A 22,529-nucleotide genomic window follows, 5' to 3' on the forward strand; every position below is an offset into this window, starting at 1 on the left:
GGCCTGATTCAGTCGGCGAGGTAGCGGGCCAGGTACTCGCCGGTGTACGTCGACCCGTCGGCGGCGAGGGCGGCGGGCGTGCCCTCGAACACGACCCGGCCGCCGTCGTGGCCGGCGCCGGGGCCGAGGTCGATCACCCAGTCGGCGGCGACGACGACGTCGAGGTTGTGCTCGATGACGATGAGGGTGTTGCCGTCGTCGACCAGCCGGTGCAGCAGCGCGACCAGGTGCTCGACGTCGGCGAGGTGCAGGCCGGTGGTGGGTTCGTCGAGCACGTACAGCTTGCCGCCGACGACCAGCTCGCTGGCCAGCTTCAGCCGCTGCCGTTCGCCGCCGGACAGGGTGGTGAGGGTCTGGCCGAGCGTGAGGTAGTCGAGGCCGACGTCGCTGAGGCGCTGCAGCGTGGGCCGGATCGCCTTCTCGGTGAAGAACTCCAGCGCCTCGGCGACGCTCAGCTCGAACACGTCGGCGATCGACCTGCCGCGGACGAGATGCTGCTGCGCCTCGTCCTTGAACCGGCGGCCGCGGCAGACCTCGCACATCGTCGTGACGCCGTCCATGAACGCGAGGTCGGTGAAGATGACCCCTGCGCCCTGGCACTCGGGGCAGCCGCCGTCGGAGTTCGGGCTGAACAGCGCCGCCGGCGCGCCCGTCGTCCGGGCGAACAGCGACCGGATGGGGTCGAGCACGCCGGTGAACGTCGCCGGGCTGGACCGCCGCGACCCGCGCACCGGGCTCTGGTCCAGCATGACGGCGTCGGGGCGGACGGCGGGCAGGTGGCCGCGGATCAGGCTGCTCTTCCCCGACCCCGCCACCCCCGTGACGACCGTCAGGACCCCCAGCGGCAGGTCGACGGTGACGTCGCGCAGGTTGTGCGTCGACGCGTGCTCGATGCGTACGTGCCCCGACGGCGTCCGCGCGGCGCCGGCGTCGCGCGTCACCCGAGCCGCCCGCAGCCCCCGCCCCGTCCGCGTGTCGGACTTCACCAGCCCGTCGTAGGACCCCTCGTACGTGACGGCGCCGCCCGCCCGCCCCGCCCCCGGCCCCATGTCGATGCAGTGGTCCGCGATGGCCATGATCTCCGGATCGTGCTCCACGACGACCACCGTGTTGCCCTGGTCGCGCAGTTCCTCGAGCAGCGAGCCCAGCCGGTGCACGTCGCGCGGATGCAGCCCGACCGTCGGCTCGTCGAACACGTACAGCAGGTCGGACAGGCTGCTGCCGAGGTGCCGGACCATCTTCACCCGCTGCGACTCGCCACCGGACAGCGTCGACGTGGCGCGGTCGAGGCTGAGGTAGCCGAGGCCGAGGATGCCGAGCCGTTCCACCTGGTCGGCGGCGTCGGCCACGAGCGGTGCGACCGAGGGGTCGTCGATGGCCCGGATGACGCCGGCCAGCTCGTCGGCCTGCAGGGCGTTGAGGTCGGCGATGGACCGGCCGGCGATCAGCGACGACCGCGCGCTCTCCGCCAGCCGCGTCCCGCCGCAGTCGGGGCACACCCCGCGCGTGACGATGCGCTCGAACGCCTCGCGCGTCTTGCCCTTGTACGCGTCGGGTTCCTTGTGCAGGTAGAGCCGGTTGAACCGGGCGACGACGCCTTCATAGCTGGTGACGTCGGGGTTCGGCGCCTTGAGCTCGCCCTGCTCGGCGTACATGAAGATGCGCCACTGCTCGTCGCTGAACTCGCGCAGCGGCACCGACGGGTCGAAGAAGCCGCTGCGCGCATACGACCGCCAGAACCAGCCGCCGACGCCGAACGCCGGAAACGTCAGCCCGCCGTCGTCGAGCGACCGGTCGCGGTCGACCAGCTGCGACTCGTCGACCACGCTCACGACGCCGAGGCCCTGACAGCGCGGGCACATGCCCTGTGGGTCGTTGAACGAGAACGCGTTGGAGTACCCGGCGAACGGCCGCCCGGCGCGGGAGAAGATCAGCCGCAGCCGCGCGCCGATGTCCGTCGCCGTGCCGACGGTGGACCGCGCGCCGCCGCCGAGCCGCTTCTGGTCGACGACGGTGACGGCGCACAGGTGCGCCATGCGGTCGACGTCGGGCTGGCCGTAGCTGGGCAGCCGGTTCCGGGCGAACGCGCTGAACGTGGCGTTGAGCTGGCGTTGCGACTCAGCGGCGAGGGTGTCGAAGACCAGCGACGACTTGCCCGACCCGGACACGCCGGTGACGACGGTCAGATGCAGCTTCGGGATGTCGACGTCGATGTTGCGCAGCGTGTGCTCGCGCGCGCCACGGACCTCGATGAACCCGTGATGCGGACGTTCGCCGTGCGGATCTTGTCCGTTCGGACGTTGTCCGTGCGGACGTTGTCGGTGCCCGCCCGTAGGGTTGGCCTCCCACCCGGCCGGGCGGGCTGTGACTTCGGCGCGCGCGTCGCTGACGGCGGACGGTCCGGGGCCCGGCGGCTGGGGGTCCGGCGGGGTCGGGCGAGCACTGTCATCCAACGTCATCGGTTCGATCTCCGGTAGGCAGCAGCGGACAGCGGCGCGAACACCGCCACCATCAGGATCGGCCAGATCACTGACAACTCCTGTCCGTGATTCGCCGGCCAACTTCCACCGGCGACGCCGGGGTTGCCCAGCAGCGAGCGCACCGCGTCGGCCGTCGCCGAGAGCGGGTTCCACTCCGCCACGGCGCCCAGCCACGACGGCATCGTCGCGGGGTCGAGGAACACCGTGGACAGGAACCCGACCGGCCAGACCATGATCTGCACCGCCGCGACGGCCTCCGGACCGGGCGCCTTCAGCCCGGCCCACACGCCCACCCACAGCAGCCCGAATCGCAGCAGGAGCAGCAGCCCGTACGCCGCCAGCACCTCGCCCGGACCGGCCGACCACCGCCAGCCCAGCGCGAACCCGGCGAGCGTCATCGCGGCCAACCCGGCCACCGACGCGGCGAGGTCGGCGAGGCACCGCCCGGCGACCACCGACCCGCTGTGCAGCGGCAGCGACCGGAACCGGTCGGTCACCCCGCGCGACGCGTCGGCGGTGATCGCCGCCATCGTGGTCTCGAGCCCGAACAGCATGGTCAGCGCCAGCACGCCGGGCACGACGAACGGGACGTAGTCGCCCGCGCTGCCGGCGATCGCGCCGCCGAACAGGCCGCCCATCATCAGCACGATCAGCACCGGGAACAGCAGCGTCACCAGGAACGGCACCGGCTGCGCCCGCCAGTGCCCGAACGTGCGGCCGGCCAGCACCAGCGAACCGTGCACGAGCGAACTCATCGCGCCACCTCCGAGACCGTGTTGACGTGCACGAAGACGTCGTCGAGCGTGGGGCGGCGGACGGCGAGGTCGACGGGCGCCAACCCGGCCCCGGCCAGCGCCGCGCAGTACCCTGTGACGCCGCCCGCGTCGGCCACCGGGACCGCGACGCCCGCGCCGGACACGTCGACCGGCCCGACGGCGTACGGCCCGGCCGCCCGCCCCGCCGCCGCGGCGTCGTCGGCCGAACCGAACCGCGCCTCGACCCGGGTGTCCCCCACCAGCGACGTCAGCTCGGCCGGGCTGCCCTCCAGCACGACCCGGCCGTCGCGGAGCATGGCGACGTGGTCGGCCAGTTCGTCGGCCTCCTCCAGGTACTGCGTGGTGAGCAGCACCGTGACGCCGTCGTCGACCAGCCGCCGCACGGTCGCCCACACCTCGCGGCGAGCCTCCGGGTCGAGACCGGTCGTCGGCTCGTCGACGAACAGCACCGACGGCGGCACGACCAGGCTCGCGGCGAGGTCGAGCCGGCGCCGCATGCCGCCCGAGTACGTCCCGACGGCCCGCTCCGCCGCGTCGGCCAGCCCGAACCGCGAGATCAGCTCGTCCGCCCGGGCCCGCGCCGCCGCCTTGGCCAGCCCGCGCAGCCGTCCGAACAGCACCAGATTGGCCCGGCCGCCCAGGATCTCGTCGACGGCCGCGTTCTGCCCGACCAGCCCGATGGCCCGCCGCACCCCGTCGCCGTCGGTCCGCACGTCGTGCCCCGCCACCGTCGCCGTGCCGTCGTCCATGGCCAGCAACGTCGTCAGGATCCGCACCGCCGTCGTCTTGCCCGCGCCGTTGCGGCCCAGCAGCGCGCACACCGTGCCGGCGGCGACCCGCAGGTCGAACCCGTCCAGCGCCGGCCGCTGCGCCCCGCGGTAGTGCTTGCGCACCGCCCGCGCTTCGATGGCTGCGTCCACTCACCCTCCTCGATCTCGATGGAGCCGTACAATGTACGGTACAACGTACGGAAGGTGAGAGGATATTTCCGTGCCCTCGAACGCGCCGCGCCCGTCCGACCCCGGCCGGCTGGTCTCGCTGCTCTGGGAGCCGTCCGACCGGCCCGGCCGCACCGGGCTCACGAAGCAGGCCGTGGTCGAGAACGCCATCGCCATCGCCGACGCCGAGGGCCTCGGCGCGCTGACCATGCGGCGGGTCGCCGACCGCCTCGGCGTCGGCGCCATGACGCTCTACACGCACGTCCCGGGCAAGCCGGAGCTGGTCGAGCTGATGCTCGACGCCGTCGCGGGCGAGGCCTACGCCGACGGCGCGCTGCCGGGCGAGCAGGACGGCTGGCGAGCGGGGCTGCGGCACATCGCCGAGCGCAATTGGCGCCACCACCTGCGGCACCCGTGGACCGTCGAGGTGGTGCCCGGGAGGCCGGTGCTCGGGCCGGGCGTGTCCACGAAGTACGACCTCGAGCTGGCGCCGCTCGACGGCATCGGGCTGGCCGACCTCGAGATGGACCAGGTGCTGTGCGGCGTGCTCGCCCTGGTGGAGTCGACGGCACGGCAGCAGATCGGGCTCGACCGCGTGCGCACGAGCGGCGGCGACCTCGACTGGTGGGCGACGGTGAGCCCGGCGCTCGCGCGCTCGATGGGCTCGGCCCGGTTCCCGCTGGCCGCGCGGGTCGGCGCCGCGACCGGCGAGGCGGTCGAGGCGGGCGACCCGCACGCCGTCATGCGGCTGTCGCTGGACCTCCTCCTCGACGGCGTCGCCGGCCGGCTGCGCTGAGCCTCGTCACGCCGGCGGCGGCGCCCCGTCGGTGAGGAACGAGGTCTGCGTGAGGTGCACCCGGGTCCCGCCGCGCTCCGGGACCAGGGCGAACGCGACCAGCAGCGAGGGCCGTCCGCTGAGGTCGGGTGAGGACGAGCGGTAGCAGATCCGCCGTGGCGGGTCGGCGTCGACGACGGCGAGCGCGACCGTCCCCGACCCGGCGGTGGCCGTGTTGCGCCACATCTGCTCGCCCCGCGCACCGACGACCGGCTCGAACCGCGCGTCGTCGGGCCACCACCGGCGTAGGTGCTCCGGCCGGCTGAGCACCTCGTAGACCACGTGCGGGGGCGCCTCGACGTGGATGACGCGTTCGATGGAGCCCTGCTCCACCGTGTCGATCACGGGCTACTGCGCCGGCGCCGGGAACGCGGTGCCCTGGTCGTAGATCGACAGCCAGCGGCCGCGCTCGAACGTGTAGGTCACGACGGTGAGCGCGCGCGACTTGAAGCCGATGCTGGGCAGCTCGTAGGTGGCGTCGTACTCGATGGTCGCGGTCTTGCAGCCGTGGACGTGGCGGTCGATCTCGGTCCACGTCCAGATCGCCTCGCGGTTCTCGAAGTGGCTCTTCTGCGCGGCCATGATCGCGTCGATGCCCGAGAACCGGTGCCCGCTCGCGAAGACGCTGACGGCGTCCTCGTGGTGACCCTCGCGCCAGGTCTCGGCGTCGAAGTCGCGGAACGACTCCATGTCGGCGCGCTGTGCCTCGTCGAACCTCGCCGCGCACCCGCGGTTCTCGCCGCGTGCGTCGTCGGTCGCCGCCGCGATGCCTGGCAGCGCCACCGCACCCGCGGCCAGCACCGCGGCGAGCGTCCGTACCGTGTTCTTCCGCATCGTCACCCCTCCGAGTTCCTGCCGATGCCCGGCACGCTAGCCAGGCTCGGACGGCGTCCGCTGGGCCACAGCGAGAGGTTCCGCACTGAGCCGGTCACGGGACGGTGACGCCCTAGGCTCAGGCTCCATGGACCTGCACGTGCGGCTGGACGGCCGAGGTGACCTGTCCGGGCAGCTGTACCGGCAGGTCCGCGCCGCGATCCTGGCCGGACGGCTGCCGGCCGGACAGCCGCTGCCGCCGACCCGCGAGCTGGCCGGCGACCTCGGCATCGCGCGCAACACCGTCAGCATGGCCTACGACCGGCTGGCCGCCGAGGGCTTCCTCACCGCCCGTCCCGGCGTCGGCACGTTCGTCGCCGACGGCCTCGCCCAGGACGGCCCGCCCGGCGACGACGGCGACCAGGTCGCGCTCGCGCCGCGGGCGGTGTGGGCCGGGCTGCCCGAGGCGGCCGACCTCGCCGCGGCCGACGCCGAGTACGACTTCCGGCCCGGTGTCCCCGACGCGACGCTGTTCCCGTACGCGGCGTGGCGCCGGGTGACCGCCCGCCAGCTGCGCGCGTCGGCGGTCGGGACCGGCGCGCACATCGCGTCCGCCGGGCATCCGGCGCTGCGGGCCGCGATCGCCCGTCACGTCGCCGTCGCTCGCGGCGTACCGGCATCGGCCGACGACGTGATCGTCACCAGCGGCAGCCAGCAGGCCGTCGACCTCCTCGCCCGGGTCCTGCTGGCCCCCGGCGACGTCGTCGCGGTCGAGGACCCGGGGTACCCGCTGCCGCGCAAGCTGCTGACGGCGTCCGGCTTCTCCGTGGTCCCGGTCCCGGTCGACGGCGACGGCCTGGTGGTCGGCGCGCTGCCTGACGCCGCCCGCCTGGTCTACGTCACGCCGTCGCACCAGTTCCCGCTCGGCCCGTCGATGTCGCTGGGCCGGCGGCTGGCGCTGCTGGAGTGGGCCCGGCGCACCGGCGCCCTGATCGTCGAGGACGACTACGACAGCGAGTTCCGCTTCGCGGGGCGCCCGTTCGAGCCGCTGGCCGGGCTCGGCGCCGCCGGCCACGTCGCCTACGTCGGCTCGTTCTCCAAGACGCTGCTGCCCACCCTGCGCCTCGGCTTCGTCGTCGCGCCGCGGTCGCTGCGCGATGCCATGCACAAGGCCAAGCAGCTGCTCGACTGGCACACCGCGGTGCCCGCCCAGGCGGCGCTCGCCGAGCTGATCGACGAGGGCCTGTTCGCTCGGCACCTCAAGGCGATGCGCCGGGTGTACGCGCAGCGGCACCACCTCGTGACGTCGCTGCTGCGCCGCGACTTCGCCGGCCTGCTCGAGCCGGTCCCGTCGCTGGTCGGCCTGCACGTGACCGCCCTGCTCACCGACCCCTCCGCCGACGACGTCGAGGTCGCCGCCCGCGCCCGCACGGCCGGGGTCGAGGTGCTGGCGCTGTCGCCGCTGGCGGTGACCCACCCGGTCCGAGGGCTGGCGCTCGGCTACGGCGCCATCGCCGAGGACCGCATCGCCGCCGGCCTCGCCCGCCTCCGGGCGTCCCTACCCTGATGCCCATGCCGCCTGTGCACATCCGTCCGTACGACGACGCCGACGCGCCGAGCTGGCTGCGCTGCCGGCTGCTGAGCTTCTTCACCACCCAGTACTACGACGACGTCGTCACGCGACGGCCGCGCTACGACGAGCCGTCGATCCAGCTCGTGGCCACCGACGGCGCCGACGTCGTCGGGATCCTCGACGTGAGCATCGGGGCCGGCGACGCCACCATCGAGACCGTGGCCGTCCTGCCGGAGCACTCGCGGGCGGGCATCGCCACCCGGCTGCTGCACGCCGCGCTTCCCGAGCTCGAGCAGCGGAAGCTCCGAACCCTCGACGCGTGGACGCGCGAGGACACGGCGGCCAACGCCTGGTACCGATGCAACGGCTTCCGCGAGGAGCACCGCTATCTGCACGTCTACCAGGACTGGGACGAGCGCGACGCCGGGTTCACGGCGCCAGCCGGCCTCGGGACGCCGGTCCGGGTGTTCGCGCACGCCCCCATCGAGCGAGAGGCGGAACTGCGGGCCCGGTTCCGCCGGGTCCACCTGTGCCGCCAATACGTGTTGAGCCTCAGACCGCGGTGAGCTCCAGCGTGAGCACCTGGCCCGGGTTCAGCGGCGGCGCCTGCAGGCCGACCGTCGAGAGCACGCGGCCGGGGAGCTCCACCGCGCCGGACTCCAGCCAGGCCGCCGGCCGGGCCCACCGCGGCAACTCGCTGCTCAGCCCGGCGATCGGCGTCACCCGGTAGGTCACCGCCGGGTCGAGGCCGGGCAGCCGCAGGCGCGGCGGGATGTCCGCGGTCATCGTCTGCAGCGCGACGTAGGCGAACACGGCGTGCCCGGGGCCGGCCACGCCGTGCAGGACGTGGGCGTCGTCGGTGTCGGCGCGGACGACGCGGCCGGTGTGCAGGAGGGGGCGCAGCCGCTTGTAGGTCGCAGCCCAGTCGGAGAGCAGCGCCAGCTCGGACGGCGAGCACTCGGTGATGTCCCACTCGATGCCGGCATGGCCGAACAGCGCCGTCGCACAGCGCAGCTGCAGTTCGGTGACGCGCCCGGACACATGGGTGCGGCCAGGGCCGACGTGGGCGCCGATCAGCTCCGGCGGCAGCAGCAGTGACGTCCACCGCTGGATGGCCTGGCGGTCCAGCGGGTCGTTGCTGTCCGACGCCCACACGCGGTCCGTCCGCTGAATCACCCCCAGGTCTACTCTCGCCCCTCCGGACGAGCACGACTCGATCTCCAGCGACGGGTGCCGCGACCGCAGCTCGTCGAGCAGCCGGTACACCGCGGCGGTCTGCTCGTGGACGCCGGCGTGGCCGTCGTGGACGGCCTCGAGCAGGTCGCGGTTGTGGTCCCACTTGAGGTAGTCGATGGCGTACTCGCCGACCAGCTTGTCCAGCCGCTCCAGAAGGTACGCGTAGACCTCGGGGTTCGCGACGTCGACGGTGTGCTGGTTGCGCCACGGACGGGGCAGCCGGGCGGGGTCGCTGAGCAGCCAGTCGGGGTGCTCCTCGACCAGCCGCGACCGCGGGTTCGCCATCTCCGGCTCGACCCACAGCCCGAACTGCATACCCAACGAGCGAACGTGCGAGACCAGCGGGTGCAGCCCGTCCGGCCACAGGTCGGGGTCGACGTACCAGTCGCCGAGGCCGCCGAGGTCGTTGCGACGGCCGAGGAACCAGCCGTCGTCGACGACGAAGCGCTCGACGCCGACGGACGCCGCGACGTCGGCCAGCGCCTGCATGCGGGAGAGGTCGTGGTCGAAGTAGACCGCCTCCCACGTGTTCAACACCAGCGGCCGCGGCGCCGGCGGGTGCGAAGCGCGCGCACGCAGCGACGTGTGCAGCCGCGCCGACAGCCCGTCCAAGCCGGAGTCGGAGTACACGAAGTACACGTCCGGCGTCGCGTACGACTCCCCCGGCGCCAGGACGACCTCGCCACCAGCCAGCAGCTCACCCGCGCCCAGCGTCGACCAGCCCTCGGCGACCCGCTCGGCGTCGTGCACCGTCCAGCCGCTCCAGCCGGCATGCACGCCCCACACCTCGCCGGAGCCGAACCCGAACCCGGCCGACCCGGCCACCAGCAGCCCGGTGTGCGAGTGACCGGTGCGCCCGCGCCGGGTCTCCAGCGATCGGATGCCCGGCAGGAACGCCTCGCGCTGCGGGATCTTCTCCAGCCCCCAGCGGCCGCTGAAGTGCAGCAGCTCGGCGGCGTGGTCGGGCACCGGCAGGACGGCGCGCAGCCCGCCCATGGTCCACGCGCCGTCGCCGTCGTTGGTGAGCGTGTGCCGGACTCGCAGCACACCGGCGGCGTCGAGGACGAGCGAGCTGACGACGGACACCCCCGCCGCCGTGTCGCGCGACGTCACCTCGACGCCGCCGCCGTCAGGGGCGACGGCGACGGACGCGGGCGCCAGCCGCAGGTGCGGGTAGGCGCGGTCGCGCGCGCCCTCGACGCCGAGCCGGCCGGCCCAGCCGTCGGCCTGGGCGGGCAGCAGCGACGGCGCCGCGGGGTCGGCCGGCGCCCCGCCGCGCCGGCCGGGGACCGCCACGGCCCGCAGCGCCGCGGCGTCGACGCCGGGGCCGAGGTCGGCGCCCCAGTGCAGCACCCGCGGCAGCCACGGCGTGTCCAGGTCGAGCACCAGGCAGGCGCCGGCCCGGGCCAGCACCACCAGCGACGAGTCCATCGGGCGAATCTCCCTCACGCGGCGACGAGTCCGGACCAGCCTGTCAGACCCGGCGCGGCGGTCAGGAGGCGGCCGGGTCGAGCTCCTTGACCAGCGCGTCGACGGCGGCGAGCGCGTCGGGACCCAGCCGCCCCCACGGCACCCGCGCCGCGCCGGCGTCCGGCCCGAACCGGTTGATCAGCTCCTTGACGACCGGGATCGAGCCCCACCGGTCGGCGACCGCCGCGATCTGCCGGAACGGACGGTGCAGCGCCAGCGCCGCCTCGACCTCGCCGGCCAGGATCCGCGACCGCACCTCGCGCGCCACCGGGGCCAGCACGTTGTAGAGACTGCCGATGGCGCCGGTCGCGCCGCAGGCCACACCGGCCGGCAGCAGCTCGTCCTTGCCGAAGTAGACGCGGACGCCGTCGGCGGCCTCGCGGGTGCGGATGAACTCCAGCAGGTCGCCGTCGGTGAACTTGACGGCGCGCAGGCTCGGCACCCGGGCGGCGGCCTGCTCGACCACCGCGGACGGCGCCGCGCGCAGCCCCGTCATCGACGGGATGTGGTAGTAGCACAGCGGCACGTCCGGCGCGGCCGACGCGATCTCGGCCAGGTAGTCGACGATCGCCGTGACCGACGGCGGCTCGCCGTAGAACGGCGCCACCGCGGCGATGAGGTCGACGCCGGCGTCGGCCGCGTGCCGGGCCAGCCGCCGCGCGTCCACCACGCTGAGGTCGCCGACGTGCGCCCCGAGCAGCAGCTGGTCGCCGCGGTGCTCGGCCCACGCGCCGATCAGCTCGGCCCGCTCGTCGACCGTCAGCGCCATCGACTCACCGGTGGTGCCGCCGACGAACGCGCCGTCGATGCCCAGCTCGACCAGGTGCGCCGCCTGGGCGGGCACGACCTCGGCGGCCAGGCTCTCGTCGGCCCGGAACGGGGTCGGCGTCGCCGCCCACAGCTCGAACGTGTCCGTGGTCTCTGTGCTCATGCACGTGCTCCTAGGGGGTGTCTCCCGGGTCTCGGCCGTAGCGAGCGGCGTCCAGGTGGATGCCTCGCAAGGCCGAGGAGGGAGTCATAGCGGGGTTCTATGACGACTGACGAGAACGCGGCGAGGCGCCGCCTGGGCGTCGCGCAGTAGGCCATGGACTCGGGAGACACCCCCTAGCTCTTGGTGGCACCGGCGGTGAGGCCGCCGACGATGTAGCGCTGCAGGAAGACGAAGACGACGATGATCGGCAGCGCGACCACGACGGAGACGGCCATCAGGTCGTTCCAGCGGGTCCCGAACGAGTTCGACAGCCCGGCCAGCACGACGGTGATCGGCTGCATGTCCGCGTCCGACGCCAGCGCCAGCCCGAACACGAACTCGCCCCAGGCGCCGAGGAAGCTGATGACCGCGACGGTGATCACCCCCGGCACCGAGACCGGCAGCGCGACCCGCAGGAACGCGCTCCAGGTGGTGCAGCCGTCGATCTTCGCCGCCTCGATCACCTCGCCCGGCACGGACAGGAAGTACGGCCGCAGGATCGTGATGGCCAGCGGGATCGCCAGCGAGCAGTTCGCCAGGATCAGCCCCGGGTACGAGTTCACCAGCTCGGCCCGGCTGAAGATCACGAACATCGGCAGCGCGAGGTTCACCGCCGGGACCATCTGCACGACCAGGAACAGCAGCATCAGCAGCGCGACGAACCGCACCCGCAGCCGGGCCAGCGCGTACGCCGCCGGCACGGCGACCGCCAGCGTCACCACGGTCGTCCCGACGGCGATGACGGTGCTGTTCAGCAGGCCGCGGCCGATGCCGGCGTGGTTGACCACCGTCTCGGTGTACGACGTGAGGCTGATCGGCGACGGGAACAGGTCCGGCGGCGTGGAGAAGATGTCCGAGGACTGCTTCAGCGACGTCGCCAGCATCCAGTAGACCGGCAGCAGGTAGGCGACGGTGATGAGCACGCCGCCGACGCTCAGCCAGCCGCGCTTGCGCCTGGTCGCCGTCACGACAGCTCCTCGCGGCGCAGCGAGCGGAAGTAGAAGACCGACAAGCCGAGCGGCACCACCAGCATCAGCGTGGTCGCGACGGCGCCGGTGTCGAACCGGAAGAACTCGAACGCCTCGTTGTAGGCGTAGATCGGCAGGATCATCGTGGCCTCGCCCGGACCGCCGCGGGTCATCAGGAACACCGTGTCGAAGGTCTTGAAGGTGGAGATGAAGCAGAGCAGCAGCGCGGTCAGGTTGACCGGCTTCAGCAGCGGTAGCGTCACGTGGGTGAACCGTCGCCACGCGCCCGCGCCATCGATGGTGGCCGCCTCGTACAGCGTGTCCGGGATGCCCTGCAGGCCGGCCAGCAGCAGGATCATGATGAACGGCGTGAACGACCACGCCGTCGCGATGACCACGGCGAACAGCGCCGGCACCGGCCGGGCCAGCCAGAACACGTCGCCGTCGACCAGCCCGACGGCCTCGAGCAGCGTGTTGATCAGCCCGTAGCTGCCGTCGAGCATCCAGCGCCAGACGTTGGCGCTGACGACCGTCGGCAGGATCCAGGCGAGCAGCAGCAGCGACCGCATGAGGTTGCGGCCCGGGAAGCGCTGGTTGAAGTAGACCGCCAGCGCCATGCCGAGCGCGAACGCGACGGCCACGGCGAGCCCGGTGTAGAGCAGCGAGATCACCAGCGCGTGCCAGAACGAGTCCCGGCCCAGCTGGTCGGCGTAGTTCTCCCAGCCGACCCACTCGGCCCCGCCCGTGACGATCTGTGCGACGCCGACGTCGCGGAAGCTGAGGTCGATGTTGAAGATCAGCGGGTAGAGCACAGTCGCCGCGACGAAGAGGACCGCGGGGACGACGAACAGGTGGTCGCCCCAGCGCCGGGCCCGCCGCGGGGCCCGGGCCGGAGTGGTGCTCGCCGTTCCCGGCGGGGCGACGGTGGTGGTCACTCGACGTTCGCCAGCGCCTCGTCGATCTGGCCCTGCGCGTCGGCCAGCGCGTCCTCGACGCTCGCCCCGCCGCCCGCTGCGGCCTGCAGCGCGCCCTGGATGCGGGTCAGCACCTCCGACGACGCGGCCGCGAGGTCGCCCTCGGGCGCCCACGCCTGCTGCAGCTGCTCGGCGAAGATCGCCCGCACCGGGTCGTCGCCGGTGTCGACGTCGTCACGCGCGGCCAGCTTGTTGCGCTCCGGCAGGTACTCGGCCAGCACGTCGGGCTGCTGCATCCAGGCGATGACGTCCCACGCGGCGTCCGCGTTCTCCGTCGACGTGCTGATGGCGAGGTTCTCCTGGCTGAGGAACGTGGCCGCCTCGACGTCGGAGGGCAGTAGCGCGACGTTCCACTGCAGCTCCGGGTTCTCCTCGGCCAGGATGCTCAGGTAGGTCGCCGAGTTGATCATCATGGCCGCCTGGCCGTTGGCGAACTGGTTCTTGACGTCCTCCTCGTTCCAGGTCAGGACGCCGCTGGACACCGCGCCGGCGTTGATCAGGTCGGTGAACTGGCCCAGGGCCGTCGCGCCGGCCTCGGTGTCGATGTCGGCCGGGTCGCCGCCGGCCGCGAGCAGCCGGATCACCAGCGCCGTCGCGCCCTCGTCACCCTCGATGCCGCTGAAGGCGAGGCCGTAACGCTCGCCGTCGGACAACTGGGTGGCATGGTCCTGCATCTCGGCCCACGTGGTGGGCGGTTCCAGGCCGGCCTCGGCCAGCATGGTCTCGTTGTAGTAGACGGCGTACGCGTCGGCCACGTGCGGGACGGCGTACGTGGCGCCGTCGACCTGCGTGGTCTCCCAGCCGGTCTCGAAGTAGTGGTCGGCCTCGCCCCACTCGTCGACGCGGTCGCTGAGGTCCTGGATCACCCCGGCGTCGGCCAGCGCCTGCGTCGTGAAGCCGTTGATGAGCGCGATGTCCGGCAGGTCGCCGCCGGCCGCCGACTGCAGCAACGTGCGGGTGAAGTCGCCGAACGGGATGTGCCGCGCCTCGATGGTGACGCCGTCGTGCTCCTCCTCGTAGCGGTCGAGCAGACCCTGCAACGCCGCCCCGGTCGGGGTGTCCGGCGTCCCGTAGTAGTGCCAAAGCGAGAGCGTGGTCGCGCCGCCGTCGTCCCCGCCGCCGGTCTCGTCGGCGTCGCCGCTGCCGCACGCGGCGAGCAGCCCCGCCGCGGCGAGCACCCCCACCGCCCGTGCCGTCCATGCGGCCGCCGACCGCCCGCCTGTCGTGCCCATGACACCTCCCTGTGTCCGCGATTCGCGCCTCGCGGAGACAGTAGTCAGATATCCCATATCCCGTCAATGGGTGGATCTGCGCTGGCAGATCCAGGAGGGTGAAGGACTCAGCCGGCAGGGCCGCCGGACACGTAGATGACCTGCCCGGTGACGAAGCCGGCATCGGGGCTGATCAGGTACGACGCGGTGTGCGCGATGTCCTCGGGGTAGCCGACGCGGCCGACCGGGATCGACCCCGCGGCGGCGCGCTGGTGCTCCTCGAAGGTCCGGCCCACACGCCGCGCACTGGCCGCCGTCATGTCGCTGACGATGAAGCCGGGCGCGATCGCGTTGGCGGTGACGCCGTGCCGGCCGAGCTCGAGCGCCAGCGACCTGGTGAAGCCGAGCAGGCCCGCCTTCGCACTGGAGTAGTGCGACCGGCCGTCGTCGCCGAGCGCGGAGATGCTGGAGATGTTCACGATGCGCCCCCAGCCGGCCGCGACCAGGTGCCCGACGACGGCGCGGGTGACGAGGAAGTGGCCGCGCAGGTTGATGCCGAGCATGTGGTCCCACTGCTCGACCGACATCTCGGTGATGGGCGCGACCGGGCCGACGCCGGCGTTGTTCACCAGCACGGTCGGCGCTCCGAGCTCGGCGACCACCTGGCCGGTCGCGGCCGTGACGGCGGCCTCGTCGGCGATGTCGCAGCGCAGGCCGAGAGCGCGCCCACCGGCGGCGGTGATGGCGGCCGCGGTCTCCACGGCGCCGGATTCGTTCAGGTCCAGGACGGCGACGGCGTGCCCGTCGCGGGCCAGCCGCGCGGCGACTGCGGCGCCGATGCCGTGGGCGCCGCCGGTCACGACGGCCACCGGGGTGTCGGGTCGGGTCATGGGCAGCAGCACACACCACGCCGCCGGATCGCGCCAGGGAGTATCGGTCAGCCGGCCGGGGCGGCGGGGAAGCGGAGCACCACCTGCAGCGCCTCGGCCGGACGGCGGTCGAGCAGCTCGAACGCACCGGCCACCTCCGTCACCGGCAGGACGTGCGACAGCAGCGGCGCGACGTCCAGGCGGCCGGACGCGACCAGCGACATCACCACCGTCAGCAGGCGGTCGTGGTTCCACCGGTCGCCGAGCGCCCGCGGTGTGCCGCCGATCTGGCTGGCCACGATCTCGACCCGGTTGTGGTGGAACTCCTCCCCCAGCAGCAGCCCACCCGCCTCACCCTGATAGAAGCCGGCCGCCACGACCCGTCCGCCGGGACGCACCGACCGGATCGCCTCGTGCAACGCGCGGTAGTTGCCGCTCAGCTCGATCGCCGTGTCGGCGCCGGCGCCGTCGGTGACCGACCGCACCGCGACCGCCGCACCGCCGGCCACGTCCGCCGGGACCGCCCGCACGGCGCCGAACCGCGACGCCAGCGCGACCCGGCCCGGCAGCCCGTCGACCGCCACCACGGAGCCGCCGTTCAGTTCCGCCAGCCGCGTGGCCAGCAGCCCGATGACGCCCTGGCCGAAGATCGCCACGTGCTCGCCGAGGTGCACGTCGGCGGCGAGCACGGCGTTCAGCGCGATGGCCCCGACCCGCGCGAACACGCCGTGCACCGGGTCGACGCCGGCCGGGAGCAGCCGCCGCGCCGCGATGACGGCCGGCACGACGGTCTCGGCGCGGTGGCCCCAGATGCCGTAGACGACGTCGCCGGCCCGCGGCGTCGTGACGTCCGGCGCGACCTCGGTGACCTGCCCGACCTCCTGGTAGCCCCAGCCGGAGACGGGGTAGGAGAACGCCGGCGCGCCCTCGGTGAACAGCCGCGCCGCCGGGTCCCACGTCTTCGTCAGGTACGGGTTGGAGCCGCGGTAGGCGGTCAGCTCGGTGCCGGCGGAGATGCCGGAGTACCAGGTGGCGATGCGCACCTGCCCCGCACCCAGCGGCGACGACGGCTCGTCGACGACGTCGACCTCACGCGGACCGGTGAACTGCACGACGAGCGGCATCCGGGCACCTCTATTTCGTCTGGAGAACAGGCAGATTATGTCTTGTCATCGGACATTATTAGGTGTTTCATGACCGTAACCCAGCTTGGCACTCTCCACGATGAGAGGTTCGCATGAGAGCACGCACCATCGGCCGCGGGGCGGCCATCGTCCTCGCCGGATCGGTCCTGCTCGCCGCGTGCGGCGGTGGCGACGACGACAGCAGCGGCGGGTCTCAGGACGCCGACAGCATCACGGTGTGGGTGGTCGAGGACATCGCCGACCGCGTCACCGCCATCGAGGCGATCGTCGACGCCTTCAGCCAGTCCTCCGGCGTCGACGTCGAGCTGGTGTCGGTGGCCGAGAACGACTTCGACCAGCTGGTCACGTCGTCGGCGGCGGCGGGCGACCTGCCCGACGTCATCGGCGCGACGTCGCTGGCCGGCGTGCAGTCGATGGCCGTCAACGAGCTGCTGGACACCGAGACGCCGGCGAGCATCGTCGACGACCTCGGCGAGGACACCTTCGCGCAGGCCGCGCTGGAGCTGACCCGCGACGGCGACACCCAGCTGGCGGTGCCCAGCGACGGCTGGCCGCAGCTCATGGTCTACCGCAAGGACCTGTTCGACGCGGCCGGGCTGGAGCCGCCGACCACGTTCGACGCCATCACGACGGCCGCCGAGACGCTGGACGGCGACGCCGTGGCCGGCATCGCCGCGCCGACCATCCCCGGCGACGCGTTCACCCAGCAGAGCTTCGAGTACTTCGCGCTGGGCAACGGCTGCGAGCTGGTCGACGACGAGGGCACGGTGACGCTGGACTCGCCGGAGTGCGCCGAGACCTTCGACTTCTACGCCGACCTGGTGCGCAACTACTCCGTGGCCGGCAACCAGGATGTCGACACCACCCGGGCCACCTACTTCGCCGGCCAGGCGGCCATGGTCGTGTGGTCGTCGTTCATCCTCGACGAGCTGGCCGGGCTGCGCAACGACGCGCTGCCGACCTGCCCCGAGTGCCGGGCCGACCCCACCTTCCTCGCGCAGAACAGCGGCGTCGTCACGGCGGTCCAGGGACCCAGCGGCGACGAGCCGGCGTCGTACGGCGAGATCACGTCGTGGGTGCTGACCGCGGACTCCGCGACCGACCCGGCGTCGGAGTTCGTCCAGTACGTCATGTCCGACGGCTACGTCGACTGGCTCGCCGTCGCGCCGGAGGGCCGCATCCCGACCCGTCAGGGCACGGCCGACGACCCGGAGGAGTACGTCACGGCGTGGGAGGGCCTCGACGCCGGCGTCGACACGCTGGCGCCGCTCGGCGACTTCTACGACGCCGAGACGCTGGAGACCGTGCGCACCAGCGCCGAGACCATCCAGCGGTGGGGGTTCGAGCAGGGCCAGGGCCAGCTGGTCGGCGCCACGCTCGGTGAGCTGCCGGTCGCGGCCGCGCTGAACGAGCTGGTCAGCGGCAGCGGCACCGGTGAGGAGGCCGCCCAGCAGGCGCAGGACGCCGTCGCCGAGATCCAGCAGAGCCTGGAGTGACGACGGTGCCCCGCACCGACACGCTGGCCCGCCAGGAGTCCCGGCTCGCGTTCCGGCTCATCTCGCCGACGCTGCTCATCGTGGTCGTCGTCGTGGTGCTGCCGGTGATCTGGACGATCTCGCTGGCGTTCCAGGACGTCCGGCTGATCAACCTGCGCGACGCCGGGTTCTTCGGCGAGTACAGCCTGGACAACTTCGCGACGGTGTTCGGGTCGTCCGGATTCTGGTCGTCGCTGTGGACGACGGTCGTGTACACCGTCGGCGCGACGCTCGGCTCGATCGCCATCGGGCTGGTCGCCGCGCTGGCGCTGCGCAAGCCGTTCCGCGGCCGCGGCGTGCTGCGCGCGGCGATGCTGCTGCCGTACGTCGCGCCCGTCGTCGCCGTGACGTTCGTGTGGTCGGTCGCCCTGAACCCGCAGTTCGGCATCGTCAACGCCTGGGGCACCCGGTTCCTGGGCTGGGACGAGCCGGTGCCGTTCCTGTCGCAGCGCGACTACACCGTCGGGCTGTTCGGGGTGGACGTGACGGTGCCGCTGGCGCTGCTGACGGTCATCGCGTTCGAGGCGTGGCGGTACTTCCCGTTCGCGTTCCTGTTCCTCATCGCCCGGCTGCAGGCGCTGCCCGGCGAGCTGGACGAGGCCGCCATGGTGGACGGGACCTCGATCTGGCAGCGATTCCGCCACATCACGCTGCCGCAGCTGATGCCGGTGATCGCGCTGCTGACCATCCTGCGGTTCATTTTCACGTTCAACAAGTTCGACGACGTGTACCTGCTGACCGGCGGCGGCGCCGGCACCGACGTCGTGTCGATCCGGGTGTACGAGTTCCTGACCGCCCGCACCGACATCGGCGCGGCGGCCGCGCAGTCGCTGGTGCTGGCCGGCGTGCTGGTCGTCTTCATCGCCGTCTACCTGCGGACGGCCGCGGCCCGAGGGGAGACGTCGTGAGCGTGGACACCGTCACGACCGCACCGCCCACGACGCCGGACCGCCCGTCGTCGCGCCGGCGCCGTCCCCGCAGCCGCGAGGAACGCGTCTGGGGCAGCCTGCGGGTCGTCACGATCGTCGGGCTGGCGCTGGTGACGATCGTGCCGTTCCTCTACATGCTGGTGCTGTCGGTGCGCCCGATCGCCGAGGTGCTGCTGGAGCCCGGACGGCTGTGGGTGTCGCCGTCGGAGGTCACCGCCGACACCTACCGCGAGGTGCTGACATCCGTCGACGACGGCGGCCAGGGGTTCCTGCGCTACATGGGCAACAGCGCGCTGGTGGCCACCGTGACCGTGGTGGTGACGCTGGTGGCGTCGATCCTCGGCGCGTACGCGGTGAGCCGGCTGGCCTTCCGCGGCCGCGGCGCGTCGGGCTTCCTGTTCCTCATCGTGTACCTGTTCCCGCCGATCCTGCTGGCGATCCCGCTGTTCGTGCTGTTCTCGCAGCTCGGTCTCCGCGGCAACCTGCTGGCGCTGGCGATCGTGTACGTGGCGCAGACTGTGCCCGTGGCGATCTACATGCTGCGCAACTACTTCTCGACCATCCCGGTGTCGCTGGAGGAGGCCGCACTGATCGACGGGTGCACGCGCTTCGGCGTCATCCGGCGCATCAGCCTGCCGCTGTCGATGCCGTCGCTGATCGCGACCGGGCTGTACGTGTTCATGATCGCGTGGAACGAGTTCCTGTTCGCGCTGCTCTTCCTGGTCGAGCGGCGCGACAACTGGACGGTCAGCCTCGGGCTGTCGCGGCTGTCCGGGTCGATCGAGGTGCCGACGACGGTGCTGATGGCCGGCTCGGTGGTGCTCACGCTGCCGATCATCGCGTTGTTCTTCCTGGCCGAGCGGATGCTCGTCGAGGGCCTCACCAGCGGCGCGGAGAAGGGATGACGGGCACGACGGCAGGGCAGATCCTGCAGCTGGTCCGCTCCGGCGAGGTGAGCACCCGCCGCGAGCTGCTGGAGCAGACCGGGCTCTCCCGGTCGACGCTGACCCAACGGCTGGCCATGCTGACGGCGGCCGGCTACCTCAGCGAGGCGGCCGCACAGCACTCCGGCGTCGCCGGGCGGCCGGCGAAGGGCCTGTCGTTCGTCGACACCGACAAGTACGTGCTGACCGCCGACCTCGGTGCGACGCACGCGCGGCTGGCGCTGCAGGACGTCGCCGGGGCGATCCTGGCCGAGAGCACCAGCCGCATCCGCATCCAGGACGGGCCGGACCCGGTGCTGACGGCGGTGCTGGACGGGTTCGCGACGCTGCTCACGTCGGCCGGCCCGGCGGCGCGCGACGGCCTGTGCGGCGTCGGCATCGGCGTGCCCGGGCCGGTGAACGTCGCGACGAAACGGCTGCAGCAGCCGCCGATCATGCCCGGCTGGGACGACCATCCGGTGACGACGGTGTTCGAGGAGCGGTTCGGGGTGCCCACCCTGATCGACAACGACGCCAACCTCATGGGGCTCGGCGAGGCCCGGCGCTTCCACCCGGACGTTCCGAGCCTGCTCTACGTCAAGGTCGGGACGGGCATCGGCGCCGGGCTGATCATCGGCGGGCGGCCGGAGCGCGGCATCGCGGGCGGCGCCGGCGACATCGGCCACATCCGCATCGCCCACCCCGTCGCCGGTGCGGTCTGCGCGTGCGGCGCCAACGGCTGCCTGGCCGCGCACGCCAGCGGCGGCGCGCTGGTCCGTCAGCTCACCGACCGCGGCATCGCGGCCGAGACCGCCACCGACGTCGCCCGCCTGGTGCAGGCCGGCAACGCCGACGCGATCGCCCTCGTGCGCACCGCCGGCCAGCTGGTCGGCGAGGTGCTGGCGACGGCGGTGGCGCTGCTCAACCCGGGTGTGCTGGTGATCGGCGGGTCGATGGCGCTGACCCACGAGCACTTCCTCATCGGCGTGCGCGAGTCGCTGTACGAGCGGACGGTGCCGCTGGCCACCCGCGACCTCACCGTCACGGCGTCGGCCCTGCAGGACCGCGCCGCCATCGAGGGCGCCCGCATCATGGTCGTCGACCACGTCTTCTCCGCCGCCGCCGTCGACGCCCGCCTCGGCGCCCCTTGACGCCGCCCGCGGCGTCAGGCGAGCGGCGGCAGTTCCGCGTGGACGGCGGCGCGCGCGGCCTTGGCGTCCGGCGCGGAGAGCGCCAGGTCGGCCAGCCGCACGCACTCGGCGCGGGTGACGGAGAGCAGGGTCGCGGCGACCTCGGGGATGGCGCGCGCCGTCATCGAGAGGCTGGTCACGCCGAGGCCGGTCAGCACGACGGCGAGCGCGGGGTCGGCCGCGGCCTCGCCGCAGACGCCGACCGGACGCTCCGCCTGCAGGCCCGCCTCGGCCGTCAGGTGCACCAGCCGCAGCACGGCCGGCTGCCACCCGTCGCTCAGCTCGGCCAGGTCGCCGAGCAGGCGGTCGGCCGCCATCGTGTACTGGGTGAGGTCGTTGGTGCCGAGGCTGGCGAACGCCACCTTCGCCATCAGGTGGTCGGGGGTCAGCGCGAGCGCCGGCACCTCGACCATCACCCCGGCCGTCGCGAGGCCGAAAGTGGCGGCCCGGGCGACGAAGTCGGCGGCCTCGGCGGGCGTGGAGATCATCGGCGCCATCACCCACACCTCGGCGCCGGACGCCTCGCCCGCCCGCGCGATGGCCTCCAGCTGGTGGTCGAGCACCTCCGGGTGCCGCCACGCGGTGCGATAGCCGCGCACGCCCAGCGCCGGGTTCGCCTCGGACGCGTCGGTGAGGAACGGCAGCGGCTTGTCGGCGCCCGCGTCGAGCGTGCGCACCACCACCTTCTTGCCGGCGAACGGCGCCAGCACGGCCGTGTACTGCTCGACCTGCTCGTCGACGGACGGCTCCTCGGCGCGGTCGAGGAAGCAGAACTCGGTACGGAACAGCCCGACGCCCTCGGCGCCGGCCTCCGCGGCGGCCGCGGCGCCCTTCGGGTCGCCGACGTTGGCCAGCAGCTGCACGCGGTGGCCGTCGGAGGTGCGGCCGGTGCCGTCGAACGTCAGCACCCGGGCGGCCGCGGCGCGGACCTGCTCGACGAGATCGGCCGGCGGGTCCGGCTGGATCGTCCCGGCGCCGCCGTCGACCAGCACGACGGTGTCCTCGGCGACGTCCAGGATCCCGGCCGCGGCGACGACGGCGGGCAGGCCGAGCGCGCGGGCCAGGATCGCCGTGTGCGACGTCGGCCCGCCGCCCTCGGTCACCAGCGCCAGGCAGGTCGCCGGGTCCAGAGTCGCGGTGTCGGCCGGGGCGAGGTCGTGCGCCACCAGGACGAACGGCTCGCCGCGTTCGGGCACACCGGGCGCCGGCCGGCCGTCGAGCACGGCGACGATGCGGTCGCGGACGTCGGCGACGTCGCGGGCCCGCTCGGCCATGTACCCGCCCAGCGACTCGAGCATCGTCTGCACCTCGGCCGCCGCGTCCCACACCGCGCGGGGCGCCGACGTGCCGTCGGACAGCTTCTTCTGCGCGGCCGTGACCAGCGTCGGGTCGGCCGCCATCAGCGCCGTCGCCTCGAGCACCGCGACGCCGTCGCCGTGTGCCGCCGCCGCCCGCCGCTCGAGGTCGGCGCGGACCTGCTCGGCTGCCGTGGCGATGCGGGCGCCCTCGGCCGCGACGTCGGCGCCGTCGGGCAGCGTCGCGCCGGCCGGCGGCTCGCCCACCGGGTCCGGCATCCGGACCACCGGTCCCGCCGCTCGTCCGGAACTGACACCCACACCGCTGATCACTGCCACTACTCCTCCTTGCGTGTCCTCACACGATCATCGGCACTTTCCGGCCCGCGTGGGCCGGAA

The 22,529-nt window shown here is 73.2% G+C and carries 20 protein-coding genes; 7 read left to right on the plus strand and 13 right to left on the minus strand.

The annotated features are described in order from the left end of the window. Window positions 1-8: 8 nt before the first annotated feature. From BLU82_RS27180 to BLU82_RS27190, 3 genes are read right to left on the minus strand one after another with little or no spacing between them, the layout of a single operon-like run. Window positions 9-2,459, minus strand: coding sequence for an excinuclease ABC subunit UvrA (locus tag BLU82_RS27180; RefSeq protein WP_092624050.1), 2,451 nt, complete (start codon window positions 2,457-2,459; stop codon window positions 9-11). Continuing rightward, window positions 2,456-3,235, minus strand: coding sequence for an ABC transporter permease (locus BLU82_RS27185; RefSeq protein WP_092624051.1), 780 nt, complete (start codon window positions 3,233-3,235; stop codon window positions 2,456-2,458). Before BLU82_RS27185 ends, BLU82_RS27180 begins: the two co-directional genes overlap by 4 nt. After that, window positions 3,232-4,176, minus strand: coding sequence for an ABC transporter ATP-binding protein (locus BLU82_RS27190; protein ID WP_092624052.1), 945 nt, complete (start codon window positions 4,174-4,176; stop codon window positions 3,232-3,234). The genes BLU82_RS27185 and BLU82_RS27190 overlap by 4 nt, the downstream gene beginning before the upstream one ends. A gap of 70 nt (window positions 4,177-4,246) precedes the next feature. Between BLU82_RS27190 and BLU82_RS27195 the strand changes: the two genes are divergently transcribed. After that, window positions 4,247-4,990, plus strand: coding sequence for a TetR/AcrR family transcriptional regulator (locus tag BLU82_RS27195; protein WP_197682513.1), 744 nt, complete (start codon window positions 4,247-4,249; stop codon window positions 4,988-4,990). Window positions 4,991-4,996: 6 nt separating this feature from the next. On the opposite strand, the gene BLU82_RS27200 is transcribed toward BLU82_RS27195, so the two are convergent. Continuing rightward, on the minus strand, window positions 4,997-5,374 hold the full coding sequence (locus tag BLU82_RS27200) for an SRPBCC domain-containing protein (protein ID WP_092624054.1): 378 nt from the start codon (window positions 5,372-5,374) through the stop codon (window positions 4,997-4,999). Window positions 5,375-5,377: 3 nt separating this feature from the next. Continuing rightward, window positions 5,378-5,863 (minus strand): hypothetical protein, encoded by a 486-nt coding sequence (locus tag BLU82_RS27205; protein ID WP_157741288.1) that lies wholly within the window; start codon window positions 5,861-5,863, stop codon window positions 5,378-5,380. A 127-nt stretch (window positions 5,864-5,990) separates the two neighbouring features. On the opposite strand from BLU82_RS27205, the gene BLU82_RS27210 reads away from it, so the two are divergent. Both BLU82_RS27210 and BLU82_RS27215 read left to right on the plus strand, forming a co-directional pair. Beyond that, window positions 5,991-7,409, plus strand: coding sequence for a PLP-dependent aminotransferase family protein (locus tag BLU82_RS27210; protein ID WP_092624056.1), 1,419 nt, complete (start codon window positions 5,991-5,993; stop codon window positions 7,407-7,409). Between the two features lie 5 nt (window positions 7,410-7,414). Further along, the gene (locus tag BLU82_RS27215; protein ID WP_092624057.1) at window positions 7,415-7,981 is read left to right on the plus strand and encodes a GNAT family N-acetyltransferase; all 567 of its coding nucleotides are present in this window, start codon (window positions 7,415-7,417) and stop codon (window positions 7,979-7,981) included. Here the strand turns inward: BLU82_RS27215 and BLU82_RS27220 are convergent. The 7 genes from BLU82_RS27220 to BLU82_RS27250 all read right to left on the minus strand — a co-directional run bounded on the left by BLU82_RS27220 (window position 7,968) and on the right by BLU82_RS27250 (window position 16,237). Beyond that, window positions 7,968-10,082 (minus strand): alpha-galactosidase, encoded by a 2,115-nt coding sequence (locus BLU82_RS27220; protein WP_092624058.1) that lies wholly within the window; start codon window positions 10,080-10,082, stop codon window positions 7,968-7,970. The two genes, BLU82_RS27215 and BLU82_RS27220, sit on opposite strands and share 14 nt — an antisense overlap. 61 nt (window positions 10,083-10,143) lie before the next feature. Then, window positions 10,144-11,052, minus strand: a complete 909-nt coding sequence (locus tag BLU82_RS27225) for a dihydrodipicolinate synthase family protein (RefSeq protein WP_092624059.1) — start codon at window positions 11,050-11,052, stop codon at window positions 10,144-10,146. 173 nt (window positions 11,053-11,225) lie between these two features. Next, window positions 11,226-12,059, minus strand: a complete 834-nt coding sequence (locus BLU82_RS27230; protein WP_197682514.1) for a carbohydrate ABC transporter permease — start codon at window positions 12,057-12,059, stop codon at window positions 11,226-11,228. Continuing rightward, complete coding sequence (locus BLU82_RS27235; protein WP_092624060.1) at window positions 12,056-12,994, minus strand: carbohydrate ABC transporter permease; 939 nt, start codon at window positions 12,992-12,994, stop codon at window positions 12,056-12,058. Before BLU82_RS27235 ends, BLU82_RS27230 begins: the two co-directional genes overlap by 4 nt. Continuing rightward, complete coding sequence (locus BLU82_RS27240; protein ID WP_157741289.1) at window positions 12,991-14,265, minus strand: extracellular solute-binding protein; 1,275 nt, start codon at window positions 14,263-14,265, stop codon at window positions 12,991-12,993. The genes BLU82_RS27235 and BLU82_RS27240 overlap by 4 nt, the downstream gene beginning before the upstream one ends. A 107-nt stretch (window positions 14,266-14,372) precedes the next feature. Beyond that, window positions 14,373-15,134 (minus strand): SDR family NAD(P)-dependent oxidoreductase, encoded by a 762-nt coding sequence (locus tag BLU82_RS27245; RefSeq protein WP_092626362.1) that lies wholly within the window; start codon window positions 15,132-15,134, stop codon window positions 14,373-14,375. A gap of 47 nt (window positions 15,135-15,181) precedes the next feature. Then, window positions 15,182-16,237 (minus strand): zinc-binding alcohol dehydrogenase, encoded by a 1,056-nt coding sequence (locus BLU82_RS27250; RefSeq protein WP_092624062.1) that lies wholly within the window; start codon window positions 16,235-16,237, stop codon window positions 15,182-15,184. A 113-nt stretch (window positions 16,238-16,350) separates the two neighbouring features. Here BLU82_RS27250 and BLU82_RS27255 point away from each other — a divergent pair, with 113 nt between their 5' ends. From BLU82_RS27255 to BLU82_RS27270, 4 genes are read left to right on the plus strand one after another with little or no spacing between them, the layout of a single operon-like run. Beyond that, a complete protein-coding gene (locus tag BLU82_RS27255; RefSeq protein ID WP_092624063.1) occupies window positions 16,351-17,754 on the plus strand; it encodes an ABC transporter substrate-binding protein in 1,404 nt (467 codons plus the stop codon). A 5-nt stretch (window positions 17,755-17,759) separates the two neighbouring features. Beyond that, window positions 17,760-18,701: a carbohydrate ABC transporter permease gene (locus tag BLU82_RS27260; RefSeq protein ID WP_197682515.1), complete on the plus strand. Its 942-nt coding sequence runs from the start codon at window positions 17,760-17,762 to the stop codon at window positions 18,699-18,701. A gap of 2 nt (window positions 18,702-18,703) precedes the next feature. After that, entirely contained in the window at window positions 18,704-19,627 is a 924-nt protein-coding gene (locus BLU82_RS27265) for a carbohydrate ABC transporter permease (protein WP_370246338.1), read from the plus strand. Next, on the plus strand, window positions 19,624-20,796 hold the full coding sequence (locus BLU82_RS27270; protein ID WP_092624065.1) for an ROK family transcriptional regulator: 1,173 nt from the start codon (window positions 19,624-19,626) through the stop codon (window positions 20,794-20,796). The genes BLU82_RS27265 and BLU82_RS27270 overlap by 4 nt, the downstream gene beginning before the upstream one ends. A gap of 14 nt (window positions 20,797-20,810) precedes the next feature. On the opposite strand, the gene ptsP is transcribed toward BLU82_RS27270, so the two are convergent. Further along, on the minus strand, window positions 20,811-22,469 hold the full coding sequence (gene ptsP / locus BLU82_RS27275) for a phosphoenolpyruvate--protein phosphotransferase (protein ID WP_370246226.1): 1,659 nt from the start codon (window positions 22,467-22,469) through the stop codon (window positions 20,811-20,813). Between the last annotated feature and the right edge of the window lie 60 nt (window positions 22,470-22,529).

The organism is Jiangella sp. DSM 45060 (assembly GCF_900105175.1).
Classification (GTDB): domain Bacteria; phylum Actinomycetota; class Actinomycetes; order Jiangellales; family Jiangellaceae; genus Jiangella.